This is a genomic window from Pseudomonas sp. SORGH_AS_0211 (assembly GCF_031453455.1).
Taxonomy (GTDB): domain Bacteria; phylum Pseudomonadota; class Gammaproteobacteria; order Pseudomonadales; family Pseudomonadaceae; genus Chryseomonas; species Chryseomonas aestiva.
The window spans coordinates 504,208-525,362 of sequence record NZ_JAVIZV010000001.1 but is presented as its reverse complement, the minus strand read 5'-3'; the positions used below and the strand labels follow the sequence as shown (position 1 = coordinate 525,362).

19 protein-coding genes are annotated in these 21,155 nt (G+C 68.1%); 7 read left to right on the top strand and 12 right to left on the bottom strand.

Translation table 11 applies throughout. The features are described 5' to 3' along the window. Window positions 1–13: 13 nt before the first annotated feature. From sbcD to QE393_RS02400, 7 genes are all read right to left on the bottom strand, one after another. Complete coding sequence (gene sbcD, locus QE393_RS02430) at window positions 14–1,219, bottom strand: exonuclease subunit SbcD (protein ID WP_310045608.1); 1,206 nt, start codon at window positions 1,217–1,219, stop codon at window positions 14–16. Window positions 1,220–1,399: 180 nt separating this feature from the next. Next, window positions 1,400–2,485, bottom strand: coding sequence for a sn-glycerol-3-phosphate import ATP-binding protein UgpC (locus QE393_RS02425; RefSeq protein WP_310041935.1), 1,086 nt, complete (start codon window positions 2,483–2,485; stop codon window positions 1,400–1,402). Window positions 2,486–2,487: 2 nt separating this feature from the next. Further along, window positions 2,488–3,333 carry a sn-glycerol-3-phosphate ABC transporter permease UgpE gene (gene ugpE / locus QE393_RS02420; RefSeq protein ID WP_310041934.1) on the bottom strand — a complete coding sequence of 282 codons (846 nt, stop codon included), beginning with the start codon at window positions 3,331–3,333 and terminating at the stop codon, window positions 2,488–2,490. After that, complete coding sequence (gene ugpA / locus QE393_RS02415) at window positions 3,330–4,217, bottom strand: sn-glycerol-3-phosphate ABC transporter permease UgpA (RefSeq protein ID WP_310041933.1); 888 nt, start codon at window positions 4,215–4,217, stop codon at window positions 3,330–3,332. Before ugpA ends, ugpE begins: the two co-directional genes overlap by 4 nt. A 75-nt stretch (window positions 4,218–4,292) precedes the next feature. After that, window positions 4,293–5,609 carry a sn-glycerol-3-phosphate ABC transporter substrate-binding protein UgpB gene (gene ugpB, locus QE393_RS02410; protein WP_310041930.1) on the bottom strand — a complete coding sequence of 439 codons (1,317 nt, stop codon included), beginning with the start codon at window positions 5,607–5,609 and terminating at the stop codon, window positions 4,293–4,295. A gap of 217 nt (window positions 5,610–5,826) precedes the next feature. Next, window positions 5,827–7,017, bottom strand: a complete 1,191-nt coding sequence (locus tag QE393_RS02405; RefSeq protein WP_310041928.1) for an MFS transporter — start codon at window positions 7,015–7,017, stop codon at window positions 5,827–5,829. Window positions 7,018–7,248: 231 nt separating this feature from the next. Beyond that, a complete protein-coding gene (locus QE393_RS02400; protein WP_310041926.1) occupies window positions 7,249–8,109 on the bottom strand; it encodes a LysR family transcriptional regulator in 861 nt (286 codons plus the stop codon). 97 nt (window positions 8,110–8,206) lie between these two features. On the opposite strand from QE393_RS02400, the gene QE393_RS02395 reads away from it, so the two are divergent. Next, window positions 8,207–9,112 carry a DMT family transporter gene (locus QE393_RS02395; RefSeq protein ID WP_310041923.1) on the top strand — a complete coding sequence of 302 codons (906 nt, stop codon included), beginning with the start codon at window positions 8,207–8,209 and terminating at the stop codon, window positions 9,110–9,112. 75 nt (window positions 9,113–9,187) lie between these two features. Here the strand turns inward: QE393_RS02395 and QE393_RS02390 are convergent, their stop codons facing one another. Both QE393_RS02390 and QE393_RS02385 read right to left on the bottom strand, forming a co-directional pair. Further along, window positions 9,188–9,343, bottom strand: a complete 156-nt coding sequence (locus tag QE393_RS02390) for a hypothetical protein (RefSeq protein WP_310041920.1) — start codon at window positions 9,341–9,343, stop codon at window positions 9,188–9,190. Window positions 9,344–9,513: 170 nt separating this feature from the next. After that, a complete protein-coding gene (locus QE393_RS02385) occupies window positions 9,514–10,557 on the bottom strand; it encodes a GlxA family transcriptional regulator (protein WP_273808503.1) in 1,044 nt (347 codons plus the stop codon). Window positions 10,558–10,775: 218 nt separating this feature from the next. On the opposite strand from QE393_RS02385, the gene QE393_RS02380 reads away from it, so the two are divergent. From QE393_RS02380 to QE393_RS02365, 4 genes are all read left to right on the top strand, one after another. Next, window positions 10,776–12,230 (top strand): amino acid permease, encoded by a 1,455-nt coding sequence (locus tag QE393_RS02380; RefSeq protein WP_310041918.1) that lies wholly within the window; start codon window positions 10,776–10,778, stop codon window positions 12,228–12,230. A gap of 86 nt (window positions 12,231–12,316) precedes the next feature. Then, window positions 12,317–13,195 carry a GntR family transcriptional regulator gene (locus tag QE393_RS02375; protein WP_310041914.1) on the top strand — a complete coding sequence of 293 codons (879 nt, stop codon included), beginning with the start codon at window positions 12,317–12,319 and terminating at the stop codon, window positions 13,193–13,195. Window positions 13,196–13,258: 63 nt separating this feature from the next. After that, the gene (yejK, locus tag QE393_RS02370; protein ID WP_273808500.1) at window positions 13,259–14,266 is read left to right on the top strand and encodes a nucleoid-associated protein YejK; all 1,008 of its coding nucleotides are present in this window, start codon (window positions 13,259–13,261) and stop codon (window positions 14,264–14,266) included. A 163-nt stretch (window positions 14,267–14,429) separates the two neighbouring features. Next, entirely contained in the window at window positions 14,430–14,867 is a 438-nt protein-coding gene (locus QE393_RS02365) for a hypothetical protein (protein ID WP_273808499.1), read from the top strand. Between the two features lie 126 nt (window positions 14,868–14,993). Here the strand turns inward: QE393_RS02365 and QE393_RS02360 are convergent, their stop codons facing one another. Together QE393_RS02360 and QE393_RS02355 are read right to left on the bottom strand one after the other, a co-directional pair. Next, window positions 14,994–15,899 carry a hypothetical protein gene (locus QE393_RS02360; RefSeq protein WP_310045607.1) on the bottom strand — a complete coding sequence of 302 codons (906 nt, stop codon included), beginning with the start codon at window positions 15,897–15,899 and terminating at the stop codon, window positions 14,994–14,996. Window positions 15,900–16,020: 121 nt separating this feature from the next. Continuing rightward, on the bottom strand, window positions 16,021–16,536 hold the full coding sequence (locus tag QE393_RS02355) for a dihydrofolate reductase (RefSeq protein ID WP_310041912.1): 516 nt from the start codon (window positions 16,534–16,536) through the stop codon (window positions 16,021–16,023). An 81-nt stretch (window positions 16,537–16,617) separates the two neighbouring features. Here QE393_RS02355 and QE393_RS02350 point away from each other — a divergent pair, with 81 nt between their 5' ends. Both QE393_RS02350 and QE393_RS02345 read left to right on the top strand, forming a co-directional pair. Then, the gene (locus QE393_RS02350; protein WP_310041910.1) at window positions 16,618–18,006 is read left to right on the top strand and encodes a DUF2868 domain-containing protein; all 1,389 of its coding nucleotides are present in this window, start codon (window positions 16,618–16,620) and stop codon (window positions 18,004–18,006) included. Beyond that, window positions 18,003–19,379, top strand: coding sequence for a GTPase/DUF3482 domain-containing protein (locus QE393_RS02345; RefSeq protein WP_310041907.1), 1,377 nt, complete (start codon window positions 18,003–18,005; stop codon window positions 19,377–19,379). Before QE393_RS02350 ends, QE393_RS02345 begins: the two co-directional genes overlap by 4 nt. Here QE393_RS02345 and QE393_RS02340 read toward each other — a convergent pair. Continuing rightward, window positions 19,376–20,269 carry a proline iminopeptidase-family hydrolase gene (locus QE393_RS02340; protein WP_310041904.1) on the bottom strand — a complete coding sequence of 298 codons (894 nt, stop codon included), beginning with the start codon at window positions 20,267–20,269 and terminating at the stop codon, window positions 19,376–19,378. The two genes, QE393_RS02345 and QE393_RS02340, sit on opposite strands and share 4 nt — an antisense overlap. Between the last annotated feature and the right edge of the window lie 886 nt (window positions 20,270–21,155).

The following is a 21,155-nucleotide window of genomic DNA, read 5'->3' as shown; positions in this document are numbered from 1 at the left end:
CGTTTCGCTGCGATCAGGCGGGCAACTCGCCGAGAACCTCGCGGTAAAGGCCTTCCAGGCGGGTACGCAGGTCGTCGTCCAGGGTCTCCTCGGCCAGGCGCTGGCTGAAGACGTCGAGCGGGCTGAGCTCTTCCAGCGTTTCGCGCTGGGTACCCTGCAGGGTGGGCGCGATGGTGCTGCGCGCGCGCCTTACCCGCAGCACTTCCAGCGGCAACTCGGCCACCAGCGCGGAGATGCGCGGCTGCAGATCGGCCAGGTAGTCGTCACCGGCCACCACCACCTCGGCCCACACCGGGCACTCGGGGCGGCCGTCGGCCGCCGCCTCGACCAGGGCCGCGCCCAGGGTGTCGAGGGTGCCCTGCACCACGGCCAGCGGCTGGAAACAGGGCACCGCCACGGCTGTCACTCGCTCCAGGGCCGCGCCGAACTCCACCAGCAGGACTTCCTTGGCATGCTCCTCATCGAAGCTGAGGCACAGCGGCGAACCGCTGTAGCGCACCTGCTCCAGGCCGCCGACCCGCTGGGGGCGGTGGATATGACCGAGGGCAATGTAGTCCGCCGGCGGAAAGGCGCTGGTGGGAAAGGCGTCGAGGCTGCCGACATAGATCTCCCGTACCGACTCGCTGGTGCTGGCGCCCACGGTGGTCAAATGGCCGGTGGCGATGATCGGCAGGGCAACGCCCAGTTCGACGCGGCGCGCCTCGGCCAGGGCGTACAACTCGGCATAGTGCCCCTGGATCGCCTGTTGCAGCGCCTGACGCTTTTCCTCGGCGCTCTGTCCGGCCTGGCTCTGCACCACGTCACGCGGCCGCACGAAGGGAATGCCGCAGAGCAGTGCGCCGATCTCGCCGTCGCGGCGGCGCAATTCCAGCAGCTGGTCGGCTGGCGTCTCGCTGACGCAGGGGATCACCCGGGTGTCCAGGCAGGCCAGCAATTCGCGGGACTCGGCCAGCACCGCGGCGGAATCATGGTTGCCGCCCAGCACCACCAGGCTGGCGCCGGTACCGCGCAGGGCGACGATGAAGCCGTTGTACAGCTCGCGGGCATAGCTCGGCGGGGTGGCGGTATCGAAGATGTCCCCTGCCACCAGCACCACGTCCACCTCATGCTCTGCCACCTGGTCGACCAGCCAGCCGAGAAAGGCGCGATGCTCGGCCTCGCGGGTGCGCCCGAGGAAATGCTGCCCCAGGTGCCAGTCGGAGGTGTGCAACAGGCGCAGACCGCTCGCGGGAGCGGACTTTCGAGCGCGTCTGGACTTGGGTTTTTCCTCGGCGGCGGCGGGCAGATCGAACAGCGGGAGGTTTTCCATGGGTATCGGCGGTCAGAACGGCAAAGGGCGCAGTATCCTCTCCCGGCCGCCCGAGGGAAACCGCCCCGCGCCTTGACCGGACCGGCGTGCCTAGCGCCGGGATTCGAGGCGCCGACCGGAGGCGGCATCGAACAGGTGCAGGTGCTCCTCCGGCGCGCGCAGCTGCAGGACATGGCCCGGCGCCGGCCGCTGCTGGTGGGGCAGGCGCACCACCAGCGCCTGCTCGCCCCAGCGCCCATGCGCCAGGTTGTCGGCGCCAAGGATTTCCAGGGTGCGGACCACCAGGGGCAGGCCCTGCTCCGAAACGCCGCAGGGCTGCAGGTGCTCGGGCCGGATGCCCAGGCAGACCGCACGTCCGGCCAGATGGCGATAGCCCGGCCCCAGCGGCAGGCGCAGACCGCCCGGCACTTCGCAGTGGCTGCCAGCGGCGTCGACCTGGCCGTCCAGCAGATTCATCGCCGGACTGCCGATGAAGCTGGCGACGAAGCGCGTCGCCGGACGTTCGTAGACCTCCACCGGGGTGCCAAGCTGCTCGACCACCCCTGCCTGCATCACCACCACGCGCTGAGCCAGGGTCATGGCCTCCACCTGGTCATGGGTTACATAGAGGCTGGTGGTATTGAGCCGCTGGTGCAGCTGCTGCAACTCCAGGCGCATCTGCACCCGCAGCTTGGCGTCCAGGTTGGACAGCGGCTCGTCGAACAGGAACACCGCCGGATCACGCACCAGGGCGCGGCCCATGGCCACCCGCTGGCGCTGGCCGCCGGACAGCTCTCGCGGTCGGCGGTCAAGCAGGCCATCGAGCTCCAGGATGCGCGCCGCCTCCTTGACCCGGGTGGCGATCTCGGCACGGCCGAGCCCGGCGATCTTGAGTCCCCAGGCCAGATTCTCGGCCACGCTCATGTGCGGATAGAGGGCGTAGTTCTGGAACACCATGGCGATGCCGCGCGCCTTGGGCTCCAGTGCGGTGACGTCCCGGCCGCCGATGTGGATGCTGCCGGCGCTGACCCGCTCCAGCCCGGCTACCAGCCGCAGCAGGGTGGACTTGCCGCAGCCCGAAGGCCCCACCAGCACGATGAATTCGCCATCCGCCACCTGCAGATCGAGGGGCTGAATGACCTGGGTCTTGCCGCCGTTCCAGCTCTTGGAAACGGCCCTGAGTTCGAGGTTTGCCATGGTTACTTTTCGCTATCCACCAGACCGCGCACGAAGGCGCGTTGCATGACCATTACCACCGCCACCGGCGGGATCAGGGTAAGCAGCATGGCTGCCATCACCTGGTTCCATTGCGGCACCCGCTCGCCGAGCGAGAGCATGCCGCGAATGCCCGCCACGGCCGTGCCGAGGTCGGGGTTGCTGACGATCAGCAGCGGCCAGAGGTACTGGTTCCAGCCGTAGATGAAGGTGATGACGAACAGCGCCGCCAGGTTGGTCCGCGACAGCGGCAGGACGATGTCGCGGAAGAAGCGCAGCGGCGAGGCGCCATCGATGCGCGCCGCTTCGAGTAATTCCTCGGGCAGCGTCAGAAAGAACTGGCGGAACAGGAAGGTGGCGGTGGCCGAGGCCATCAGCGGCAGGGTCAGGCCGGCGTAGCTGTCCAGCATTCCCAGGTGGCCGATGGTGTCCACGGTGGGAAAGATGCGCACCTCCACCGGCAGCATCAGGGTGATGAAGATCAGCCAGAAGGCCAGGGTACGCAGCGGAAAGCGGAACCAGACGATGGCGAAGGCCGAGAGGATGGAGACCGACAGCTTGCCCAGGGTGATGCCCAGCGCCATCAGGAAGCTGTTGAGCAGCAGCAACCAGAAGGGTGCGGTGCTGTTGCTCACGCCCTGGGTCCAGATCAGGCTGAGGTTGTCCCAGAGATGGCGCCCCGGGATCAGGCTCATGGGCGTGGCGAACACCGCCCGGTTGTCGAGGGTGGCGGCGACGAAGGCCACATAGAGCGGAAAGAGGATGACGCCGATGCCCAGCACCAGCATCAGGTGGCACAGCAGCGTCAGCCCGCGGCGATTCTCGATCATTGATAGCGCACCCGACGTTCGACGTAGCGGAACTGCACCACCGTGAGCACGATGACCAGCAGCATCAGCACCACCGACTGGGTGGCGGAGGCGGCGAGATCGAGTCCGGTGAAGCCCTCGCGATAGATCTTGTAGATCAGGGTGGTGGTGGCCTGCACCGGTCCGCCGCCGGTGGCCGCGTCGATCACCGGAAAGGTGTCGAAGAAGGCGTAGACCAGGTTGACCACCAGCAGGAAGAAGCTGACCGGCGCGATCAGCGGCAGCGACAGCTGCAGGAAGCGGCGCAGCGGCCCGGCGCCGTCGATGGCGGCAGCCTCCAGCAGCGAGCGCGGGATGGATTGCAGCGCCGCGAAGAAGAACAGGAAGTTGTAGCTGATCTGCTTCCACACCGAAGCGAGCACCACCAGGAACATCGCCTGACCGGCGTTCTGGGCGTGGTTCCAGTGATAGCCGTAGCGCTCCAGCAACAGGGTGAGCAGACCGAGACCGGGGTTGAACAGAAAGATCCACAACACCGCGGCGATGGCCGGGGCCACCGCATAGGGCAGCAGCAGCAGGGTCTGGTAGATCCGGCTGCCACGCACCACCAGATCGACCAGGGCCGCGAGGACCAGGGACACCAGCAGGCCGCAGCCGGTCACCAGGGCGCTGAAGGTCAGGGTGGTCCAGAAGGAGGCCAGATACAGCGGGTCCTGGAACAGCTGACGGAAGTTGTCGAGGCCGACGAACTGGCTGGAAAGGCCGAAGGGATCGACGCTCTGCAACGAGTACCAGAGCGTCTTGCCGGCGGGCCAGAGAAAGAACACGGCGGTGATCGCCAGCTGCGGCGCGAGCAGCGCATAGGGCAGCCAGCCGGAGGGAAAGACCTGACGGGATGTGGACATGGGCGCACGCATCGTCGCGAAAAGAGGAGCGGCGCCGGCAGTCGTCGGCAGGCGCCGCCAGGGCGGACCCCAGACTTACTGGGTGGATTTCTCGAAGCGGCGCAACAGCACGTTGCCGCGCTGCACGGCGGTATCCAGCGCCTGTTGCGGGGCCTGCTTGCCGGTCCAGACGCTTTCCAGCTCTTCATCGATCACCGCGCGGATCTGCGGCATGTTGCCCAGGCGCAGGCCCTTGGTGAAGGCCAGTGGCGGCTTGTTCAGCATCTGCCGGGTGGCGATGTCGGCCCCCGGATTCTTGCTGTAGAAGCCCTGCTCGCGGGTCAGGTCGTAGGCCGCCTTGGTGATCGGCAGGTAGCCGGTCTGCTGGTGCCATTCGGCGGCTATCTCCGGCTGCGCCAGGAAGGCGAGGAATTCGGCCACGCCGCGCTTCACCGCGGCATCCTGGCCTTTGAACACCCAGAGGCTGGCGCCGCCGATGATGGCGTTCTGGGGAGCGCCCTTGAGGTCGCCGTCGTAGGGCATCATGGCCACGCCGAAGTCGAACTTGGCGTAGTGGCGGATGTTGGCCAGCGAGCCGGACGAGGTGGTCAGCATGGCGCAGTCGCCGTTGTAGAACTTCTCCGTGGGTTCGTCCTTGCGGCCGACGTAGGTGAAGTCACCGCGCTTGCCCATCTCCTGCAACAGGGCGATGTGCTTGACCTGCGGCGCCTGGTTGAAGTCCAGCACGGCATCGCTGCCCAGGTAGCCGTTGTCCCGGCTGGCGAAGGGAAGGCCGTTCCAGGCGCTGAAGTTTTCCAGCTGCACCCAGCTCTGCCAGCCGCTGGTGTAGCCGCACTTGAGACCGGCGGCGCGCAGCTTGGCGCTGTCCTCGGCCAGGTCCTTCCAGGTCTTGGGCGGCGCTTCCGGATCGAGGCCGGCCTGCTTGAAGGCGGCCTTGTTGTAGTAGAGCACCGGGGTGGAACTGTTGAACGGCATGGACAGCAGTTGACCGGTCTTGGCGTCGCTGTAGTAGCTGGCGACGGTGGGTACGAAGCCCGCTTCATCCAGCTTCAGACCCGCGTCCTTGAACACCTGGTAGACCGGCTCGATGGCCTTGGAGGCCATCATGGTCGCGGTGCCCACTTCGTAGACCTGGAGAATGGCCGGCGGCTTGCCGGTCCGGAAGGCCGCGATGCCAGCCGCCAGATTCTGCTCGTAGTTGCCCTTGTACACCGGCTGTACCTGGAATTCCGGGTGCGCCTGGTTGAAGCGCTGGGCCAGGGAGTCGACCTCCTTGCCAAGCTCCGCATCCATTGAATGCCAGAAGGGAATGGGCGTCGCCGCCCACACCGGGCCGCCACTCACCAGCCCGAGTACCAATCCCAACGTCATACCGCGAAGCGAAGCCTGCATGTCTGTGCCGCCCTTATCGATAGCCTGAGGAGCGAAGGCGCGAAATCGCGCTTTCCTGTTCGAAAGGCAACATGCCAGGCAAAGATGACAGTCAGGCTACAGCGAAGGCAGCACACGCGAGACCGCTGAAAGGCTCGTCGTAGAGCCGTTCAGCGATGAAATTCCTGGCGAGCGCGGCGGCAGTCCGGCGCGGCCAGATCGCCACCGCTGCCAGCTGCTAGCAGCGCCGCGCGGGCGACGCCGCCAGGGTCAGCCGCTGCACCAGGCTGGGCACCAGGCTCAGCACGCCCAGCAGCGCCATACCCAGACCGACCCACAGCGGCGCGCGCAGGCCCTGGCCGGCATCGATGGCCGCGCCGCCGGCCCAGGCACCCACTGCCAGGCCCGCGGTGATCACCGAGGTATGCAGGGTGTTGACCAGGGGCCCTGGGGTGGCGGCGGCCATGACCCGGGCGACCATGGCTGGGTTGAGCGCCACCCCGGTCAGGCCGATCAGCGCCAGGGCCAGGAGGCTGGCCGCGGCACTGTCGGCGTAGCTGACGAACAGGGCGAAGCCCAGCGCCAGCACCGCCAGGCCGACGCCCTGCACCTTGAGGGTGTAGCGATCGGCCAGGCGACCCACCAGCAGATTGCCCAGCACGTTGGCGAGGCCGTAACCCATCAGCAGCCAGGGAATGGTGGTGGACGCGAAACCCGTCACCTGGATGAGGATGGGCGAGAAGTAGCTGAAACCGGCGAAGGTCGCGCCGATGATCAGGCCGCTGGTGAGGTAGGCCGCCCAGAGCCGGGCGCTGACCAGGGTCCGCAGCTCGCCCCTCAGCTGCCCGGCCGCGCGCGCCGGCGCCCGCGGCACGCACAGGCCGACCAGCAGGGTGCAGCAGGCCGCCAGCAGGGCGACCGCCCAGAAGCTGGCGCGCCAGCCGGCCAGCTGCTCGATCAGTACCGTACCCGGCACCCCGAACACCGGCGCCAGCATGAGTCCGGACAGGATCAGCGAGGCTGCCCGGCCGCGGCGATCCGGCGCGACCAGATTAGCGCCCAGGGTCAGGCACAGGCCGATGCTGGCGGAGCTGGCGATGCCCATGAGCACCCTCCCCGCCGCCATCACCGGATAGCTGGCCGCCAGCGCGGCGACCACGGCGCCCACCAGATAGAGCGACAGCAGCCACAGCAGCGCCGACTTTTCCGCGAGACGCAGGGCCAGCAGCAACAGGGTCAGGGGCGGGCCGCCCAGGGCCATGCCCAGGGCGTACCAGGAGATCAGATAGCCGACCTGGCCGATGGAGACGCCGAGATCGGCGGCCAGCGCCGGCATCATGCCGGCCACCATGAACTCGGCGGTGGTCAGCGCGAAGATGGTGAGGGCCAGCAGATAGATGAGACGGGGGATGGCAGGTGGGGCATTCATGACAGCGGAATATTCCAGAAAAGCGGGCGGGAGCGGCGGAATCGGGCCGGATGTAGGACTGGCCCCGGGTATCCCGGGAGGCGACACGTCTGGCGGCCACAGGGAATCCGAGTGGTCTCGGGAGGCGAGCGTTCCAGGCGGAACGAGGGATCGACAGGCGGCAGGGCTCGCGCGTCGGGGCCGGCACCTTAGTGGCTGCGCGGGCGCCCGGTCAAACCTCGCGCCGCCCGGCTAGAGGCGAAAATCCTCGGCGATCAGCCCGGCCAGCGAGGCGCAGGCCGGGCTGCGCTCGCCCGGTGGCGAGGCCAGCCGCAGCTCGTGCACCGGCAGCTGCGCAAAGCCCTCTTCCGGCGTCAGTTCGCGCATCGGCGGGGTCATGCGCGTCCGGTCGGTGATGGCCACGGCCTGGCCCAGTTCGACCGCCGCTTCCAATGCCGAAGAGGCGGCGCTGGTCACCACCGCATGCCAGCGCCGGCCCTGGCGGATCAGCAGGTCGATGCCCAGTTCGCGATAGCTGCAGCCTTCGCCGTGCAGCGCCAGGGGCACGCTCGCGTCCGGGCTCAGCTGCAGCCCGGGACCGGCGACCCACACCGGCTGGGTATGGCCGAACATCTGGCCGTCCGCCCGATCGGTGCGGGGCGGCCCCACCAGCAGCGCCAGGTCCAGCAGTCCCTGGCCGAGCCAGCGCCGGAGCTGGCTGCTGTTGCCGGTCAGCACCTGCAGGACGATCCCGGGATGCTCGCCCTGCAAGCGCGGCAGCACGGCCTTGAGCAGGCGGGCGGCATAGTCCTCGGCCACCCCCAGGCGCACCTCGCCCACCACCGGCTGACCGGTGAGCCCGGCGAGGATGCGGTCATGGGCCTGCAGCAGGTCGGCGGTCTCCAGCAGCACGCGGCGCCCGAGCGGGGTCAGGGTCACCGCCTGGTTGTCGCGCTCGAACAGCCGGCCGCCGGTCTGCTCCTCCAGTCGGCGGATCTGGCTGCTCACCGCCGAGGGACTGCGATTGAGCTGCAGCGAGGCGGCACGAAACTGCCCCAGCCGCACGATGGTGTGGAAGGTACGCAGGACGTCGATATCGAGAGGTGTGGGCATGATGCGCTTTTATCGAACCATAGCTACCAATAATGTCGTTTGAGTGTATTACCACCCTGAGCCAGGCTCAAGGCATCCCGTCATCTGGAGCCCCGCCATGCCTGCCATCCTGTCTTCCCCACTGCTGCGCCAGCTCGCCCTGGTGCTGTGCTGGAGCGCCGGTTTTGTCGGTTATCGCTACGCCGCGGACCAGGCCCCTACCCTGCTGGTGACCTTCTGGCGCCTGCTGCTGGCGGCCCTGCTGCTGCTGCCCTTCGCCTGGGCCGAAGTGCGGCGATTGCCACTGAAGATCATCGGCCAGCAGGCGGGCATCGGCGTGCTGGCCTTTGCCGGAGCGGCAGGGCCGGCGGCCAAGGCCATCGAACTGGGCGTCTCACCCGGGCTGGCGGCGCTGCTGTCGGATCTGTCGCCGTTGTTGGTGGCGCTGGGCTGCTGCCTGCTGCCGGGCCAGCGCACCAACGGACGCCAGTGGCTCGGCTTGGGCCTGGGCCTGACGGGCGTCCTGCTGGCTACCGGCGCGGGATTGGGATTGGGTGTGGCCCCCGGCTGGGCCTACGCCCTGCCGCTGGGCAGCGCCCTGGCCCTGGCGCTGGCGACCCTGGTGCAGAGTCGCCTGCCGCCGAGCCGACTGGCGCTGCGGACCCAGCTGTTCATCCAGCTCGCGGCCAGCAGTCTGGTGATGCTGGGGGTGGCCGGGGTAGAAGGTCCGCTGACCCCACCGCTGACCCTCGGCTTCGCCCTGGCGGTGCTCTGGCTGCTGATCCCGACCCTGCTCGGCTTCGGCCTCTACTGGCTGTGCCTGCGTCAGGGCAGCCCCCAGGCGGTGAGTGGCGCGCTCTACCTGAGTCCGCCGGTGGCGCTACTCTGGGCCTGGGCCTGTTTCGACGAACCCCTGGCACCGGGCATGCTGTTCGGTCTGCTGTTCGCCCTGGCGGGCTTGCTGTGCCTGAATGCAGCGGAGCGGACCCGGCAACCGGAGCCGGCGCTGGCGCCGGGCAGCTGACTCTGGCGGGAAGGTGCGATGCTGACGGCCGTCAGCATCGGCGAAGGCCTCGCGTGCTGCGAGGCTGGCAGACCGTCAGGCCTGGTCGTCGGCCTGCTCGTCGTGGTCCTTGAGCGCGGGTTTCTTGCCCGGTTGCGGCGCGTGCTCGGCATCGGGTGCGATGTCCTCGCCCTGATGCTTCTTTTCCTGCTGCACTTTCTTGTCGTGGGCGACATTACGTGGGTCAGTCATGGGACATCCTCGCTCGGTAGGTCATCGGGGTATCCGTTGACGCGTCACGCAAGCCGTGTCGCGCCGGGATAAGGCTTCGAGCGGGGCGATGCGTAGCCGTTCCTGTGCGCCGACGAAACGCTCTGGGGCGCACCCTCTGCTCCTTTGCCCCGAGCGCAGCAACAGGCGCCTCAATACTTCAACCGCCGCTCCTTGGACGGCGGATAGCCGAAGTAGGCCGAGTATCTCTTGCTGAAGTGGGTGACCGAGGTGAAGCCGCAGGCGACCGCCACCTCCAGCACCGACAGGGTGGAATGCTGCAGCAGGCGGCGGCCTTCGGTGATGCGCAACTCCAGGTAATAGCGCATGGGCGCGGTGTCGAGCTGCTCGCGAAACAGCCGCTCGACCTGGCGCCGCGAGCGGCCGGCGTAGTCGCACAGCTGCTCGATGGTCAGGGGTTCCTCGATGTTGGCCTCCATCAGGGTCACCACCTCGCGCAGCGGCGGGGTCATCTGCACCTTGAGCGTCGGATTGACCTGGCGAAAGCGCGATTCCTCGAAGGCCAGGATATTGACCAGGCCATCGGCCAGGGCGCTGCCGCACTGGGCGCCGATCCATTCGAGGAAGAGGTGGAAGGCGCCGCTGGGACTGGCCGCGGTGAGGCGATCGCGATCCAGCACATGGCTTTCCGCCGAGGTCTTGCAACCGCGCACCCGTTCGCTGAAGGCGCTGCGCTGCTCGGGATGGATGGCGCAGCGATAGCCGTCCAGCATTCCGGCCTGGCCCAGCTGCCAGGCGCCATTCCACAGGCCGCAGAGGGTCACCTGCTGCTTGGCCGCGCGCAGCAGCAGCGCCTTGAGCCGCGGATCCAGCTCCAGCGGTGTCCGCAGTCCGCCACAGACCACCAGCAGATCGAAGCGGGCGCTCTCCGCGGCGCGGTAGTCGCCGTCCGGACGGATGACGATGCCGAGGTCACTGAGCACCTCGGCGCCGGTCGGGCTGTAGGTCCGGGTGGCGAAGGTCCCGGCGGCCAGCAGGTTGGCGGTGACCAGGGTATCCAGCGCCTGGGTGAAGGACGGCAGGGAAAAGTGGTCGAGCAGGATGAAGCCGACCACCCGGGAAAACTCCGGCCGCGGCCGTGTCGACTGCAACTGCAGGTAGTTCTTGCCCTGGATACCGCTGCCAAAGGTTCTCGAATCGATCACGCTGCGCTGCCTGCTGGGACCCTGGATCATGCTAGCCGAAGCTCGGCCCGGCGATGATCGGACTGCGACAGTCGCGCACCGACGACCGCCATCCCACCTGGCGCCCTTAGCCTGCTAAGCTTCGCCGCTTTTTTGCCACCTGCCCGTGCCGGTGGCCGCAGGTGGTGGGTGCACCGCCCTGCGCCCGACGACCGTGAATGGCCGCCAGAGCCAACGTCCGGCCCCTTCAACTGCCAGCTGGAAACCCCATGTCCACCGCCTCTCCGAGTCTGCAGCGCCGGCTCAAGCCCCGTCACCTCAACATGATCGCCATCGGCGGCTCCATCGGCACCGGGCTGTTCGTCGCCTCCGGCGCCACCGTGGCCACCGCCGGTCCGGGCGGCGCCCTGGCGGCCTATGCGCTGATCGGCCTGATGGTCTATTTCCTCATGACCAGCCTTGGCGAGATGGCTGCCTACCAGCCGGTATCCGGCTCCTTCTCCATCTATGGCAGCCGTTTCGTCGAAGACGGCTTCGGCTTCGCCCTCGGCTGGAACTACTGGTACAACTGGGCGGTGACCATCGCCGCCGAACTGGTGGCGGCGCAGCTGGTGATGGGCTTCTGGTTTCCCGAGGTGCCCGGGCTGATCTGGAGCGCGCTGTTCCTCGCGCTGATGTTCCTGCTCAACGCGGTGTCGGTGCGCGGCTTCGGCGAGAGCGAATTCTGGTTCGCGCTGATCAAGGTGGCCACCGTGGTGGTCTTCATCGGCCTGGGCCTGGCCGCCATTCTCGGCATCTTCAGCGGCATCGAACCGCCAGGTCTTTCCGTGTTCACCCAGGGCGAGGCGCCCTTCGTCGGCGGTCTGCAAGCCATGGTCGGGGTAGCCATGATCGCCGGCTTCTCCTTCCAGGGCACCGAGCTGATCGGCATCGCCGCCGGCGAATCGGAAAATCCGCGCAAGAACGTGCCCATCGCCATCCGCCAGGTGTTCTGGCGCATCCTGATGTTCTATGTGCTGGCGATCTTCGTCATCGGCATGCTGATCCCCTACACCGATCCGCGCCTCCTGCAGAACGATGCCACCGACGTCTCCGTCTCGCCGTTCACCCTGCTGTTCGAGCGCGCCGGCCTGGCCTTCGCCGCCAGCCTGATGAACGCGGTGATCCTCTCGGCGGTGCTCTCCGCCGGCACCTCGGGCATGTACGCCTCGACCCGGATGCTGCACAGCCTGGCCGAACAGGGCAAGGCGCCGCGGCTGTTCGCCCGCGTCTCGCGCAATGGCGTGCCGCGCAACGCCCTGCTCGCCACCACCGCGGTGGGCGCCCTGTGCTTCTTCACCTCCCTGGTGGGTGACAAGGCGCTCTATGGCTGGCTGCTCAACACCTCGGGCATGTGCGGTTTCATCGCCTGGCTGGGCATCGCCGTGTCCCACTATCGCTTCCGCCAGGGCTACCTGGCCCAGGGTCGTCGCCTGGAAGACCTGCCCTACCGCGCCAAGCTGTTTCCCTTCGGCCCGCTGCTGGCCTTCGCCCTCTGCCTGGTGATCACCCTGGGGCAGAACTATGCCGCCCTGTTCGGCCCCCAGGGCGTCGACTGGCTGGGCCTGGCCGCCACCTACATCAGCCTGCCGCTGTTCCTCGCCGTCTGGCTGGGCTATCGCTTCAAACACGGCAGCCGGCTGGTTAAGCTCAAGGACATGGACGTCAGCCCGAGCGGGGACTGAGCGCTCGCCAGCAGGACCCGCCGGCGGCGCCCGGCGGGTCCCGTGCTAGCATCCCGGATCTTTCCGATCGACTCGCCAGCGCTGCCATGGGCACCACCCTCGCCTCCCAACTGATTCCCGACATCCTCACCTACATCGCCTCGCACCAGCTGGCGGTCGGCACGCGGCTGCCCGAGCGCGCCCTGGCCGAGCGGCTGCGGGTGTCGCGCTCGCCGGTGCGCAGCGCCCTGCAGCAGATGGCCGACCAGAGCCTGCTGGCACGGCATCCCGAGGGCGGTTTCGCCGTGGCCGCCGCAGCCCTGGACGCCACGCCCCAGGCGCGCGAAGAGGTGTCCGCCAGCGAACGCCTGTACCTGACCATCGCCCGCGATCGCATCGAAGGCGAGTTGCCGCTGAAGGTCACGGAAAACGAGCTGATCCGCCGCTACCGGGTCACCCGTGGGCAACTGGCCGACATCCTCAGGCGCATCGTCCAGGAGGGCTGGGCCGAGCGCCTGCCGGGCTACGGCTGGAGCTTCGTCGAAGGTCTCACCTCGCCCGACGCCTATGCCCAGAGCTATGCCTTCCGCCTGCTGATCGAACCGGCCGGCATCCGCGACGCCGGCTTCACCCTGGATGCAGGTGAATTGCGGCGCTGCCGCGACGAGCAGGCGCTGCTGGCCGCGGGCCGGGTGTTCGAGGCCTCGCCCGCGGAAATCTTCGACGCCAACACCCGCCTGCACGAGACCATCGCCCGCTGCTCGGGCAATGCCTTCATCCTCGATGCGCTGCGCCGGCTCAATCGCCTGCGCCGCTTGATCGAATACAAGAAGTCGGTGGATCGCGAGCAGGCCCAGCGCCGCTGCCAGGAGCACCTGGAGCTGATCGATCTGCTGCTGGAGAATCGCCGTGAAGACGCCGCGGTCTTCATGACCCGCCACCTCGGCAACGCGCTGCAGGAAAAGCAGGCAACGGCCGCACGCTGAGCCTGCCCGCCAGGGCGCGGGAGCGTTAGACTGGTGGACTTTTCTCCGTTACCCGAGGCCGTCATGCCGATCCGTCACGCCATCGTCCATCTGATCGACAAGAAGCCCGACGGCCAGCCCGCGACCCTGCACGCGCGGGACGCCGAACTGGCCGACTCCCAGGCCATCGAGAATCTGCTGGCCGATCTCAACGACAGCTACAACGCCAAGCCAAATAAAGCATGGGGCCTGTTCCACGAGGAATCCGGCGCCTATCCCTTCAGCGGCTGGCTCCATGCCTACCTGGAAGGCGAACAGGACTTCGTCGCCTTCAGTCGTCAGGCGGTGGAGCACCTCAAGGGGCTGATGGAGAGCAGCAACCTTTCCACCGGCGGCCATGTGCTGTTCGCCCAATACCAGCAGGGCATGACCGACTACCTGAGCATCGCCCTGCTGCACCACAGCGAGGGGGTGACCGTCACCGAAAGTCTGGAAGTCGCTCCCGCCAAGCACCTGGACCTGGGCCAGTTGCACCTGGCCGCGCGGATCAACCTCTCGGAGTGGCGCAACAACAAGCAGTCGCGCCAGTACATCTCCTTCATCCGCGGCAAGGGCGGCAAGAAGGTCTCGGATTACTTCCGCGACTTCATCGGCTGCCAGGAAGGCGTCGACGCCAAGGGCGAGACCCGCACCCTGCTCAAGGCCTTCAGCGACTACGTGGAGAGCGAGGACCTGCCGGAAGAGGCCGCCAAGGAAAAGACCGACACCCTGGTGGACTACGCCAGCAGCCAGGCCAAGCGCGGCGAGCCCATGGCCCTGGACGCCCTCTCCGAGTTGATGGATGACCAGGCACCGCGCGCCTTCTACGACTACATCCGCAACAAGGATTATGGTCTGGCCCCGGAGATCCCGGCGGACAAGCGGACCCTCAATCAATTCCGCCGCTTCACCGGCCGCGCCGAGGGGCTGTCGATCAGCTTCGAGGCGCACCTGCTGGGCTCGCGCATCGAATACGACGAAGGCCAGGATCTGCTGATCATTCGCGAGGTGCCGACCCAGCTGAAAGACCAGCTCAAGCGGCGCAATGACTAGCCTGAGCGCAGCGAGTACGGTCATCCGCGAATGACCGCCGGGCCGCTGGACACCTGGCGTTGCAAACGCGATCACCGATCGGGCGCCCCCGGCTGGACAGCGGCCGGCCAAAGGGGGCACAAGATGTCCCTTCTTTTCCTTATCTGCCGAAAAAGTCGAAACCATGAGCCAGTACCCCTTCGAACGCCGCATCGTCATCACCCTGCAATCGAACAACGAACTGACGCTCGACGCCGCCCTCGACCAGGCCGTGTCGCGCATCAAGCAGGGCGAGATCCACGGTGGTGACGAAGGCCTGGCCACCGCCTACAACTTCCATGTGGACACCGTCGCCGAAGGCCCTTCCGGTCCGGTGGATCTGGGCGAATACCTGGGCCGTCCGGCGACCAAGGCCGAGCAGAGCGTGGTGGACAGTGGCGTCATCCCGCGTTTCCGCCTGGGGCAGGAGGTGGCCGTGCAGCTGGGCAATGGTGCGATCAAGCCCAGCAGCATCCAGGAAGTGCGCCTCTTTCCCCAGGTGGAAGGCCCCTGCTGGCTGTACCTGGTGGAAGAGCGCGTCCACCGCGACTACCTGCCGGCGAAGAAGCTGCGGGCGATCTGAATGCTGGTTGCTGGGAGCGTTGGGCTTCGCTGCGCTCAACCCAACCTGCCAGCCGTGTAGGTTGGGTTGAGACGGCTCCATCGTCGAAGCCCAACAGGCAGAGTCAGACCTCGGGACTGCCTGACATCAACCGCCGTAGGCGGCGATCTGACGATAGAGCGACAGCGAAGGCGCCGCCGTCGCGCCGGTCATCTGGGTGAGAATACTGCCATCCAGCGCGGTGCTCGCCCCGGGGTCCTGCCCGTCCGCCGGTTGCGTCGTCCACTGGGGTGCGCCATCCGCCCCGGTGGTGACGCCAAAGGTCGGAGTCGACAACGCGGCCGTTTCCTGAGCCGCCGCAGTCGCCACCCCGCCAGCGCTCAGGCCATCGATGAGCTGGGTGTTCAACTGACCCGACTGCCAGCCCGGCGCGCCCGGATTCAGGGTCCCGAGGATGCAGGCATCCTCGGTGGCGGCAGGTGCCCAGTTCCAGGAAGCGGCTCCCTGAGCCTGCGGTGAGAGAGCGGAAAAGGCCACGTTGGCGCCATCGGTGCCGCGCTGCGCCCCTTCGAAATAGGCCAACTGACGTTCAGCCGAAGTAAAGGTGCCGGAATCGTTACTGGCGATACGCGTCAGGCTGTCGCTGTCCAGATTGGCGAAGGGATCCTGGGTGGAGGCGTCGGCATAGCGACTGTCGTCATGGTAATAGCTCACCAGCAGGTGATTGGCCGCCTGCTTGGCCAATTGCACACGATCGGCACTGGCGTCCTGAGGCAGTTCGCCAAGCACGGCGGCATCGGTGCCCTGGCTGTGGATCTGCTGCTGAAGAATCTGCATGAAGCCGTCGAGATCGGCGTTGCCGCCGGACTGCCCCGGCAGAAGGCCGGCGATCACCTGGGCGGCGGGCGACAGGTCAACGGCGACGGCGCTGCCACCGGACGCATCGGTAGTCTGGCTGCTTTCGGCCGTGGGAGTGGTCTGGTTGCCTGCCGCATCTGACCGAGCAGCTTGAGCCCCTGCCGTTGTCGTCTGCATCTGGCTATTGATCGCCATCACGTCTGCACCCTCCGGCCGCCCGGGCGGCTCGCCTCAGCTTCCTTTATGCCAGGGCAGCCTTAGGCTTTGCTTAGCGCCGGAGGAAATCGGCAGGAGAACCCAGGCGTCGCGACCGACCCTAGGCCCGGCGCTCCCAGACCTCGCAGGCATAGGCCGGACGGTCTGCTTCGGCCGCGTGCTCCTGCCGCGAGACGAGTGCCCACTCGGCCTCGTTCCAGGCGGGAAAGAACACATCCCCGGCCGGCGCCAGGGCGACCCGGGTCAGGTAGAGGCGCTGGGCCACCGGCAGGGCTTCGGCGAACAGCTGGGCGCCGCCGATCAGCATGATCTCGCTGGCCTCGCGGTCCCGCGCCCAGGCCTCGGCGCGCTCCACGGCAGCGGCCAGCGACGTCCGCACCTCGGCACCTTCGGCCACCAGATCAGTCTGACGGGAGACCACCAGATTCAGCCGGCCCGGCAGCGGGCGGCCCAGGGAATCCCAGGTCTTGCGACCCATGACCAGCGGCTTGCCGAGGGTCACGGCCTTGAAATATTTGAGCTCCGCCGGCAGGTGCCAGGGGAGACGATTGTCGATGCCGATGACGCCGTTGTCGGCCACGGCGACGATCAGGCTCAGGGGAAGAGAGGTTTTCATGGTGACAGAGCATAACAGAGGCGTTAACAGCCAGGGCGCCAGGGACTATGCTCGGCGTCTTTGCCGCAAGGGCGCCGACGCGTGACCGCACTCCCCTCTCCCGCCTTCGAGGATCTCTGGCTCACCGAAGCCCTGCGCCTGACCGAGGAAGACAGCGGCCCGCTGGAAGACGCCGAGGCCAATCGCCAGGCGCGTGCGGCCGGTGGCCCCTTCGAGTCGCGGCTGGTGACCCGCGCCCGCCTGCTCGGCCAGCGCGACGGCCTGCTGGCGGCGCGGCGCCGCTGGCGCCAGGGTGCGCTGCTGGCCGCCTGGCTGCTGGGCATCGTCGCGCTGTTCTGCGGCGCGGGCCTCGCCGCCGGGGCCCTGGGTGACGGCAGCCGCCCGGTCAATGTGTTCTGGGCGCTGGGCAGTCTGCTCGGTCTCAACCTGCTCAGCCTGCTGGTCTGGACCCTTGGGCTGCTAGGTGGTGGGCGGCAGCTGGCGTCGCCGCTGGCGCGCCTCTGGCTGTGGCTCTCCGGCCGCCTGGCGCGCGATGCCCGCGCCCTGCACCTGGGTCCGGCGCTGGTCGGGCTGCTCGGCCGCGCCCGTCTGCTGCCCTGGGCGCTGGGCGGGCTGGTGCACGGTCTCTGGCTGCTGATCCTCGGCAGCGCTCTGGCGACCCTGCTGGCGCTGCTCTCCGGGCGCAGCTATCTGTTCGTCTGGGAGACCACCCTGCTTGGCAGCGACACCTTCGTGCTGCTTACCCAGGTTCTCGGCGCCCTGCCCCAGCTGCTGGGTTTTCCGCTGCCCGATCCGGCCAGCATCGCCGCCAGTGGCGATGCCGCCAGCCCCCTGGCCACGGCACGTCAGGCCTGGGCCGGCTGGCTGCTGGGCGTGGTGCTGGTCTATGGCCTGCTGCCACGACTGCTGCTGACCCTGCTCTGCCTGTGGCGCTGGCGACGCGGGCGCCAACGGCTGCGGCTGGACGTCGAGCGCCCGGGCTATCTGCAACTGCGCGAACGCCTGCTGCCCACCAGCGAACGCCTGGGCGTGAACGACGCCGCCCCCGCACAGCTGCCCCAGCAGGACGCCGGTGGCCTCGCCCGCACCGGCGACGAGGCGCTGCTGGTGGGCATCGAACTCACCGACCATACCTGGCCGCCGCCGCTGCCCGAGGGCGTGCGCGATGCCGGCATCCTTGACGATGGCCAGGGCCGGCGCCATCTGCTCGAACAGCTGACCCGCTATCCGGCGCGCCGCCTGCTGATCGCCTGCGATCCGCGCCGGTCGCCGGATCGCGGTACCCTGACCTTGCTGGCAGAGTTGTCGCGCTGCGCCACGGCGACCCGCGTCTGGCTGTTGCCCGCGCCCCTGGGCAGTAAGCTCGATCCGGTCCGCCTGGACAACTGGCGGCAGGCGCTGGACACCCTGCGTCTGGCACACTGCGCCGGCGATCTCGAAGAACTGGCCTGGCTGGAGACGAATCCATGAGCGGCCCCCTGCGCCTGGCGCTGGTCGGTCACACCAATGTCGGCAAGACCTCACTGCTGCGCACCCTGACCCGCGACGTCGACTTCGGCGAGGTCTCCCATCGTCCCAGCACCACCCGTCACGTCGAGGGTGCCCGATTGTCGGTGGACGGCGAGGCCCTGCTGGAGCTCTATGACACCCCCGGTCTGGAAGACGCCATCGCCCTGCGCGACTACCTGGAACAACTGGAACGACCCGGCGAACGCCTTGACGCCGCCACCCTGCTCGATCGCTTTCTCGACAGCGTGGAAGCCCGCCAGCGATTCGAGCAGGAGGCCAAGGTGATTCGCCAGCTGCGCGCCTCCGATGCCGGGCTCTATGTGATCGACGCCCGCGAGCCGGTGTTGGCCAAGTACCGCGACGAACTGGCGGTGCTGGCTGGTTGCGGGCGGCCGCTGGTGCCGGTGCTCAATTTCGTCGCCGCCGACGGTCACCGCGCCGACGACTGGCGCGCCATCCTGGCCCGTCTCGGCCTGCACGCCCTGGTGCGCTTCGACAGCGTCGCCCCGCCGGCGGATGGCGAGGCGCGTCTCTACGAAAGCCTGGCGACCCTGCTGGAAAGCGGCCGCCCGGCGCTGCAACGGCTGATCGCCGACCATGCCGAGCAGGCCCGCCGCCGCCATCAGCAAGGCGTGCGGCTGATCGCGGAATTGCTGGTGGACGCCGCCGCCGCCCGGCGCAGCGTGGCGCCGGGCGAGGCCGAGGTCAGCACCGCGACCGCCGAGTTGCGCGACGCCCTGCGCACCCGCGAACAGCGCTGTGTGGAAGAACTCTTGCGCTTGTTTGGCTTTCGCCCGGGCGATGCCCATGCCAGCGACCTGCCGCTGCTGGACGGCCGCTGGGGCGATGACCTGTTCAATCCGGAAACCCTGCGCCTGCTGGGCATCCGCCTCGGCGGCGGGGTGGCGGCCGGGGCGGCTGCCGGGGTCGGCCTCGACCTGCTCGCTGGCGGCCTGACCCTGGGCGCCGCCACGGTGCTGGGCGCCCTGGCCGGTGGCCTGGCCCAGACCGGCGGCCACTATGGCCGGCGGCTGTTCGGCAAGCTGCGCGGTGGACGGGAATTGTCCATGGACGATGCCGTGCTGCGCCTGCTGGCGCTGCGACAACGCCAGTTGCTGGCAGCCCTGGAAATCCGGGGCCATGCCGCCCAGGGCGCCATCGAGGTGGCCGCCCCCGACGAGCAGCGCTGGCGCGAGGGCAAGCTGCCCGCCGCCGTGCAGGTGGCCCGGGCCCATCCGGAATGGTCGGCGCTCAATCCGCGTCCGCGCCTGCAGGCCGACGACCGCCAGAGCCGCATCGACGAGATCGCCGCGGCCCTCGACGCCGACGCCTAGCCGCGCTCCACCTCGGCGAGAAAGTCCGCTACCGTGGCCATGCAGGCCTCGCGCTCCTCCACGTGGGGCATGTGGCTGGAATCCTCGAAGATCCGCCAGCGCACGTCCGCGATGAACTGGGCGAAGGGCTCCACGCAGGCCGGCGTGGCCTCGTCATGGCGGCCGGAGATCAGCAGCGTCGGCACCTGGATCCGCGGCAGGCGCTCGATCACGCTCCAGTCCCTGAGGCTGCCGATCACATGGAACTCGGTGGGGCCGTTCATGGCTTGATAGACGGTGGGATCGGCATCGATGGCGGCGAAGGTCCGCGCCACCTCGGCCGGCAGCGGCTGCACCCGGCAGACATGGCGCGCATAGAAGACCTCGCTGGCGGCGCGATACTCGGGCGAGTCGGTGGTGCCGGCGGCCTCGTGGCGCTCCAGGGTGGCCTGCACCTCGGGCGGCAATTCGGCCCGCAACCCTGTTGCAGCCTGGCGCCAGAGCGCCATGGACGCAGGCGAATTGGCGATGATCAGCCCCCGCAGTCCTTCAGGCTGACGCACCCCATGCTCGGCGGCCAGCATCCCGCCCCAGGATTGGCCGAGCAGCGCGTACTGGCGGATACCCAGATGGCGCAGCAGGTTGTTCAGCTCGTCGAGAAACAACGCCACCGTCCAGAATCCCGGATCGATGCCACGCAGGTGGGTGGAACGGCCATTGCCCAGCTGGTCGTAATGCACCACCGGCCAGCCGTGCTCGGCCAGGTCCTTGAAGCTGTCGACATAGTCGTGGGTGCAGCCGGGACCGCCGTGGGCCACCACCAGTGGCAACCGCCCGCTGGCCAGCTCACCGGTGACCCGGTACCAGGTCTGGTGGCCGTGGAAATCGGCGTAGCCTTCTTGAACCTGCATGGATGCCTTCCTCGTCTCGATGGGAACGAGGTCAGGCTAGCGGGCGGGTGAGCGAGGGATAACTGGGAAAAGTTGTAGGTTTGGGGAGTGGCCGGTTCGCGGCACCAGCGGAGGTCCCTCGCAGGATGTTCCCTCCACGCCGGACTGCCCCCTCTCCCGCTTGCGGGGGAGGGTTGGGGTGGGGGGCTCTCTCGCCAAGCTGATTCGCGGTGTATTCGGACACTTTTTGTTCCGCCCTCGCCGGGCGGGTTACTTTTTGCAATCGCGCAAAAAGTAACCAAAAACGCTCGCCTTGGTCATCCGGCCCTACGCTACGCTCCGGGTTCCCTCGCTCCGCCGCCCTTCCGGCGGGCCGTCGTCGAAGGGCCGTCCTGGCCCTCGACGCCTTTCGCGGCATCCCTGCCGCTCACCCACCTACAGAACGGCTGCGCTCAGCCTACTGAACAGGGCACAGGGTGCCGACTGACAGTGTCTTCTTACGGCGGATTGTCCCTACGTTTGGCGCGTTTCCAAACGGTTTTTGCTCGGCGGGTGCCGCCACCAGAAACCGCTAACCCAAAGCACCAAAGCACCAAAGCAACCTGAGTGAACCCCAACTTTCAGCCGGCACCCCGTGCCCCGTTTGGCCGGCCGAACGGCAACTTGTGGAAGCGGGTGAGCGGCATGGATGCCGCGAAAGGGGCCGAGGCCAGGACGGCCCTTCGGCACCTGCCGGCTGGAGCGGCGCTGACGTGAGGGCATCCTGCGCAAGGCGCAGGACCGGCCAGGTGGGGCAAGCGTTTTTGGTTACTTTTTTGCGGGGCGCGCAGCCGCAACTGCAAAAAGTAACCCGCCCGGCGAGGGCGGAACAAAAGCTCATTGAGCACGCGGTAAATCAGCCTGGCGA

What these genes read in the sequence shown, in the direction of transcription:
- QE393_RS02400 (WP_310041926.1), bottom strand. Translation starts at nt 8,109, where the DNA reads ATGCCCACACCTCTCGATATCGACGTCCTGCGTACCTTCCACACCATC.
- yejK (WP_273808500.1), top strand. Translation starts at nt 13,259, where the DNA reads ATGCCGATCCGTCACGCCATCGTCCATCTGATCGACAAGAAGCCCGAC.
- QE393_RS02365 (WP_273808499.1), top strand. Translation starts at nt 14,430, where the DNA reads ATGAGCCAGTACCCCTTCGAACGCCGCATCGTCATCACCCTGCAATCG.
- QE393_RS02425 (WP_310041935.1), bottom strand. Translation starts at nt 2,485, where the DNA reads ATGGCAAACCTCGAACTCAGGGCCGTTTCCAAGAGCTGGAACGGCGGC.
- QE393_RS02355 (WP_310041912.1), bottom strand. Translation starts at nt 16,536, where the DNA reads ATGAAAACCTCTCTTCCCCTGAGCCTGATCGTCGCCGTGGCCGACAAC.
- QE393_RS02345 (WP_310041907.1), top strand. Translation starts at nt 18,003, where the DNA reads ATGAGCGGCCCCCTGCGCCTGGCGCTGGTCGGTCACACCAATGTCGGC.
- QE393_RS02395 (WP_310041923.1), top strand. Translation starts at nt 8,207, where the DNA reads ATGCCTGCCATCCTGTCTTCCCCACTGCTGCGCCAGCTCGCCCTGGTG.
- QE393_RS02390 (WP_310041920.1), bottom strand. Translation starts at nt 9,343, where the DNA reads ATGACTGACCCACGTAATGTCGCCCACGACAAGAAAGTGCAGCAGGAA.
- QE393_RS02405 (WP_310041928.1), bottom strand. Translation starts at nt 7,017, where the DNA reads ATGAATGCCCCACCTGCCATCCCCCGTCTCATCTATCTGCTGGCCCTC.
- ugpB (WP_310041930.1), bottom strand. Translation starts at nt 5,609, where the DNA reads ATGCAGGCTTCGCTTCGCGGTATGACGTTGGGATTGGTACTCGGGCTG.
- QE393_RS02375 (WP_310041914.1), top strand. Translation starts at nt 12,317, where the DNA reads ATGGGCACCACCCTCGCCTCCCAACTGATTCCCGACATCCTCACCTAC.
- QE393_RS02360 (WP_310045607.1), bottom strand. Translation starts at nt 15,899, where the DNA reads ATGGCGATCAATAGCCAGATGCAGACGACAACGGCAGGGGCTCAAGCT.
- ugpE (WP_310041934.1), bottom strand. Translation starts at nt 3,333, where the DNA reads ATGATCGAGAATCGCCGCGGGCTGACGCTGCTGTGCCACCTGATGCTG.
- QE393_RS02385 (WP_273808503.1), bottom strand. Translation starts at nt 10,557, where the DNA reads ATGATCCAGGGTCCCAGCAGGCAGCGCAGCGTGATCGATTCGAGAACC.
- QE393_RS02380 (WP_310041918.1), top strand. Translation starts at nt 10,776, where the DNA reads ATGTCCACCGCCTCTCCGAGTCTGCAGCGCCGGCTCAAGCCCCGTCAC.
- QE393_RS02340 (WP_310041904.1), bottom strand. Translation starts at nt 20,269, where the DNA reads ATGCAGGTTCAAGAAGGCTACGCCGATTTCCACGGCCACCAGACCTGG.
- ugpA (WP_310041933.1), bottom strand. Translation starts at nt 4,217, where the DNA reads ATGTCCACATCCCGTCAGGTCTTTCCCTCCGGCTGGCTGCCCTATGCG.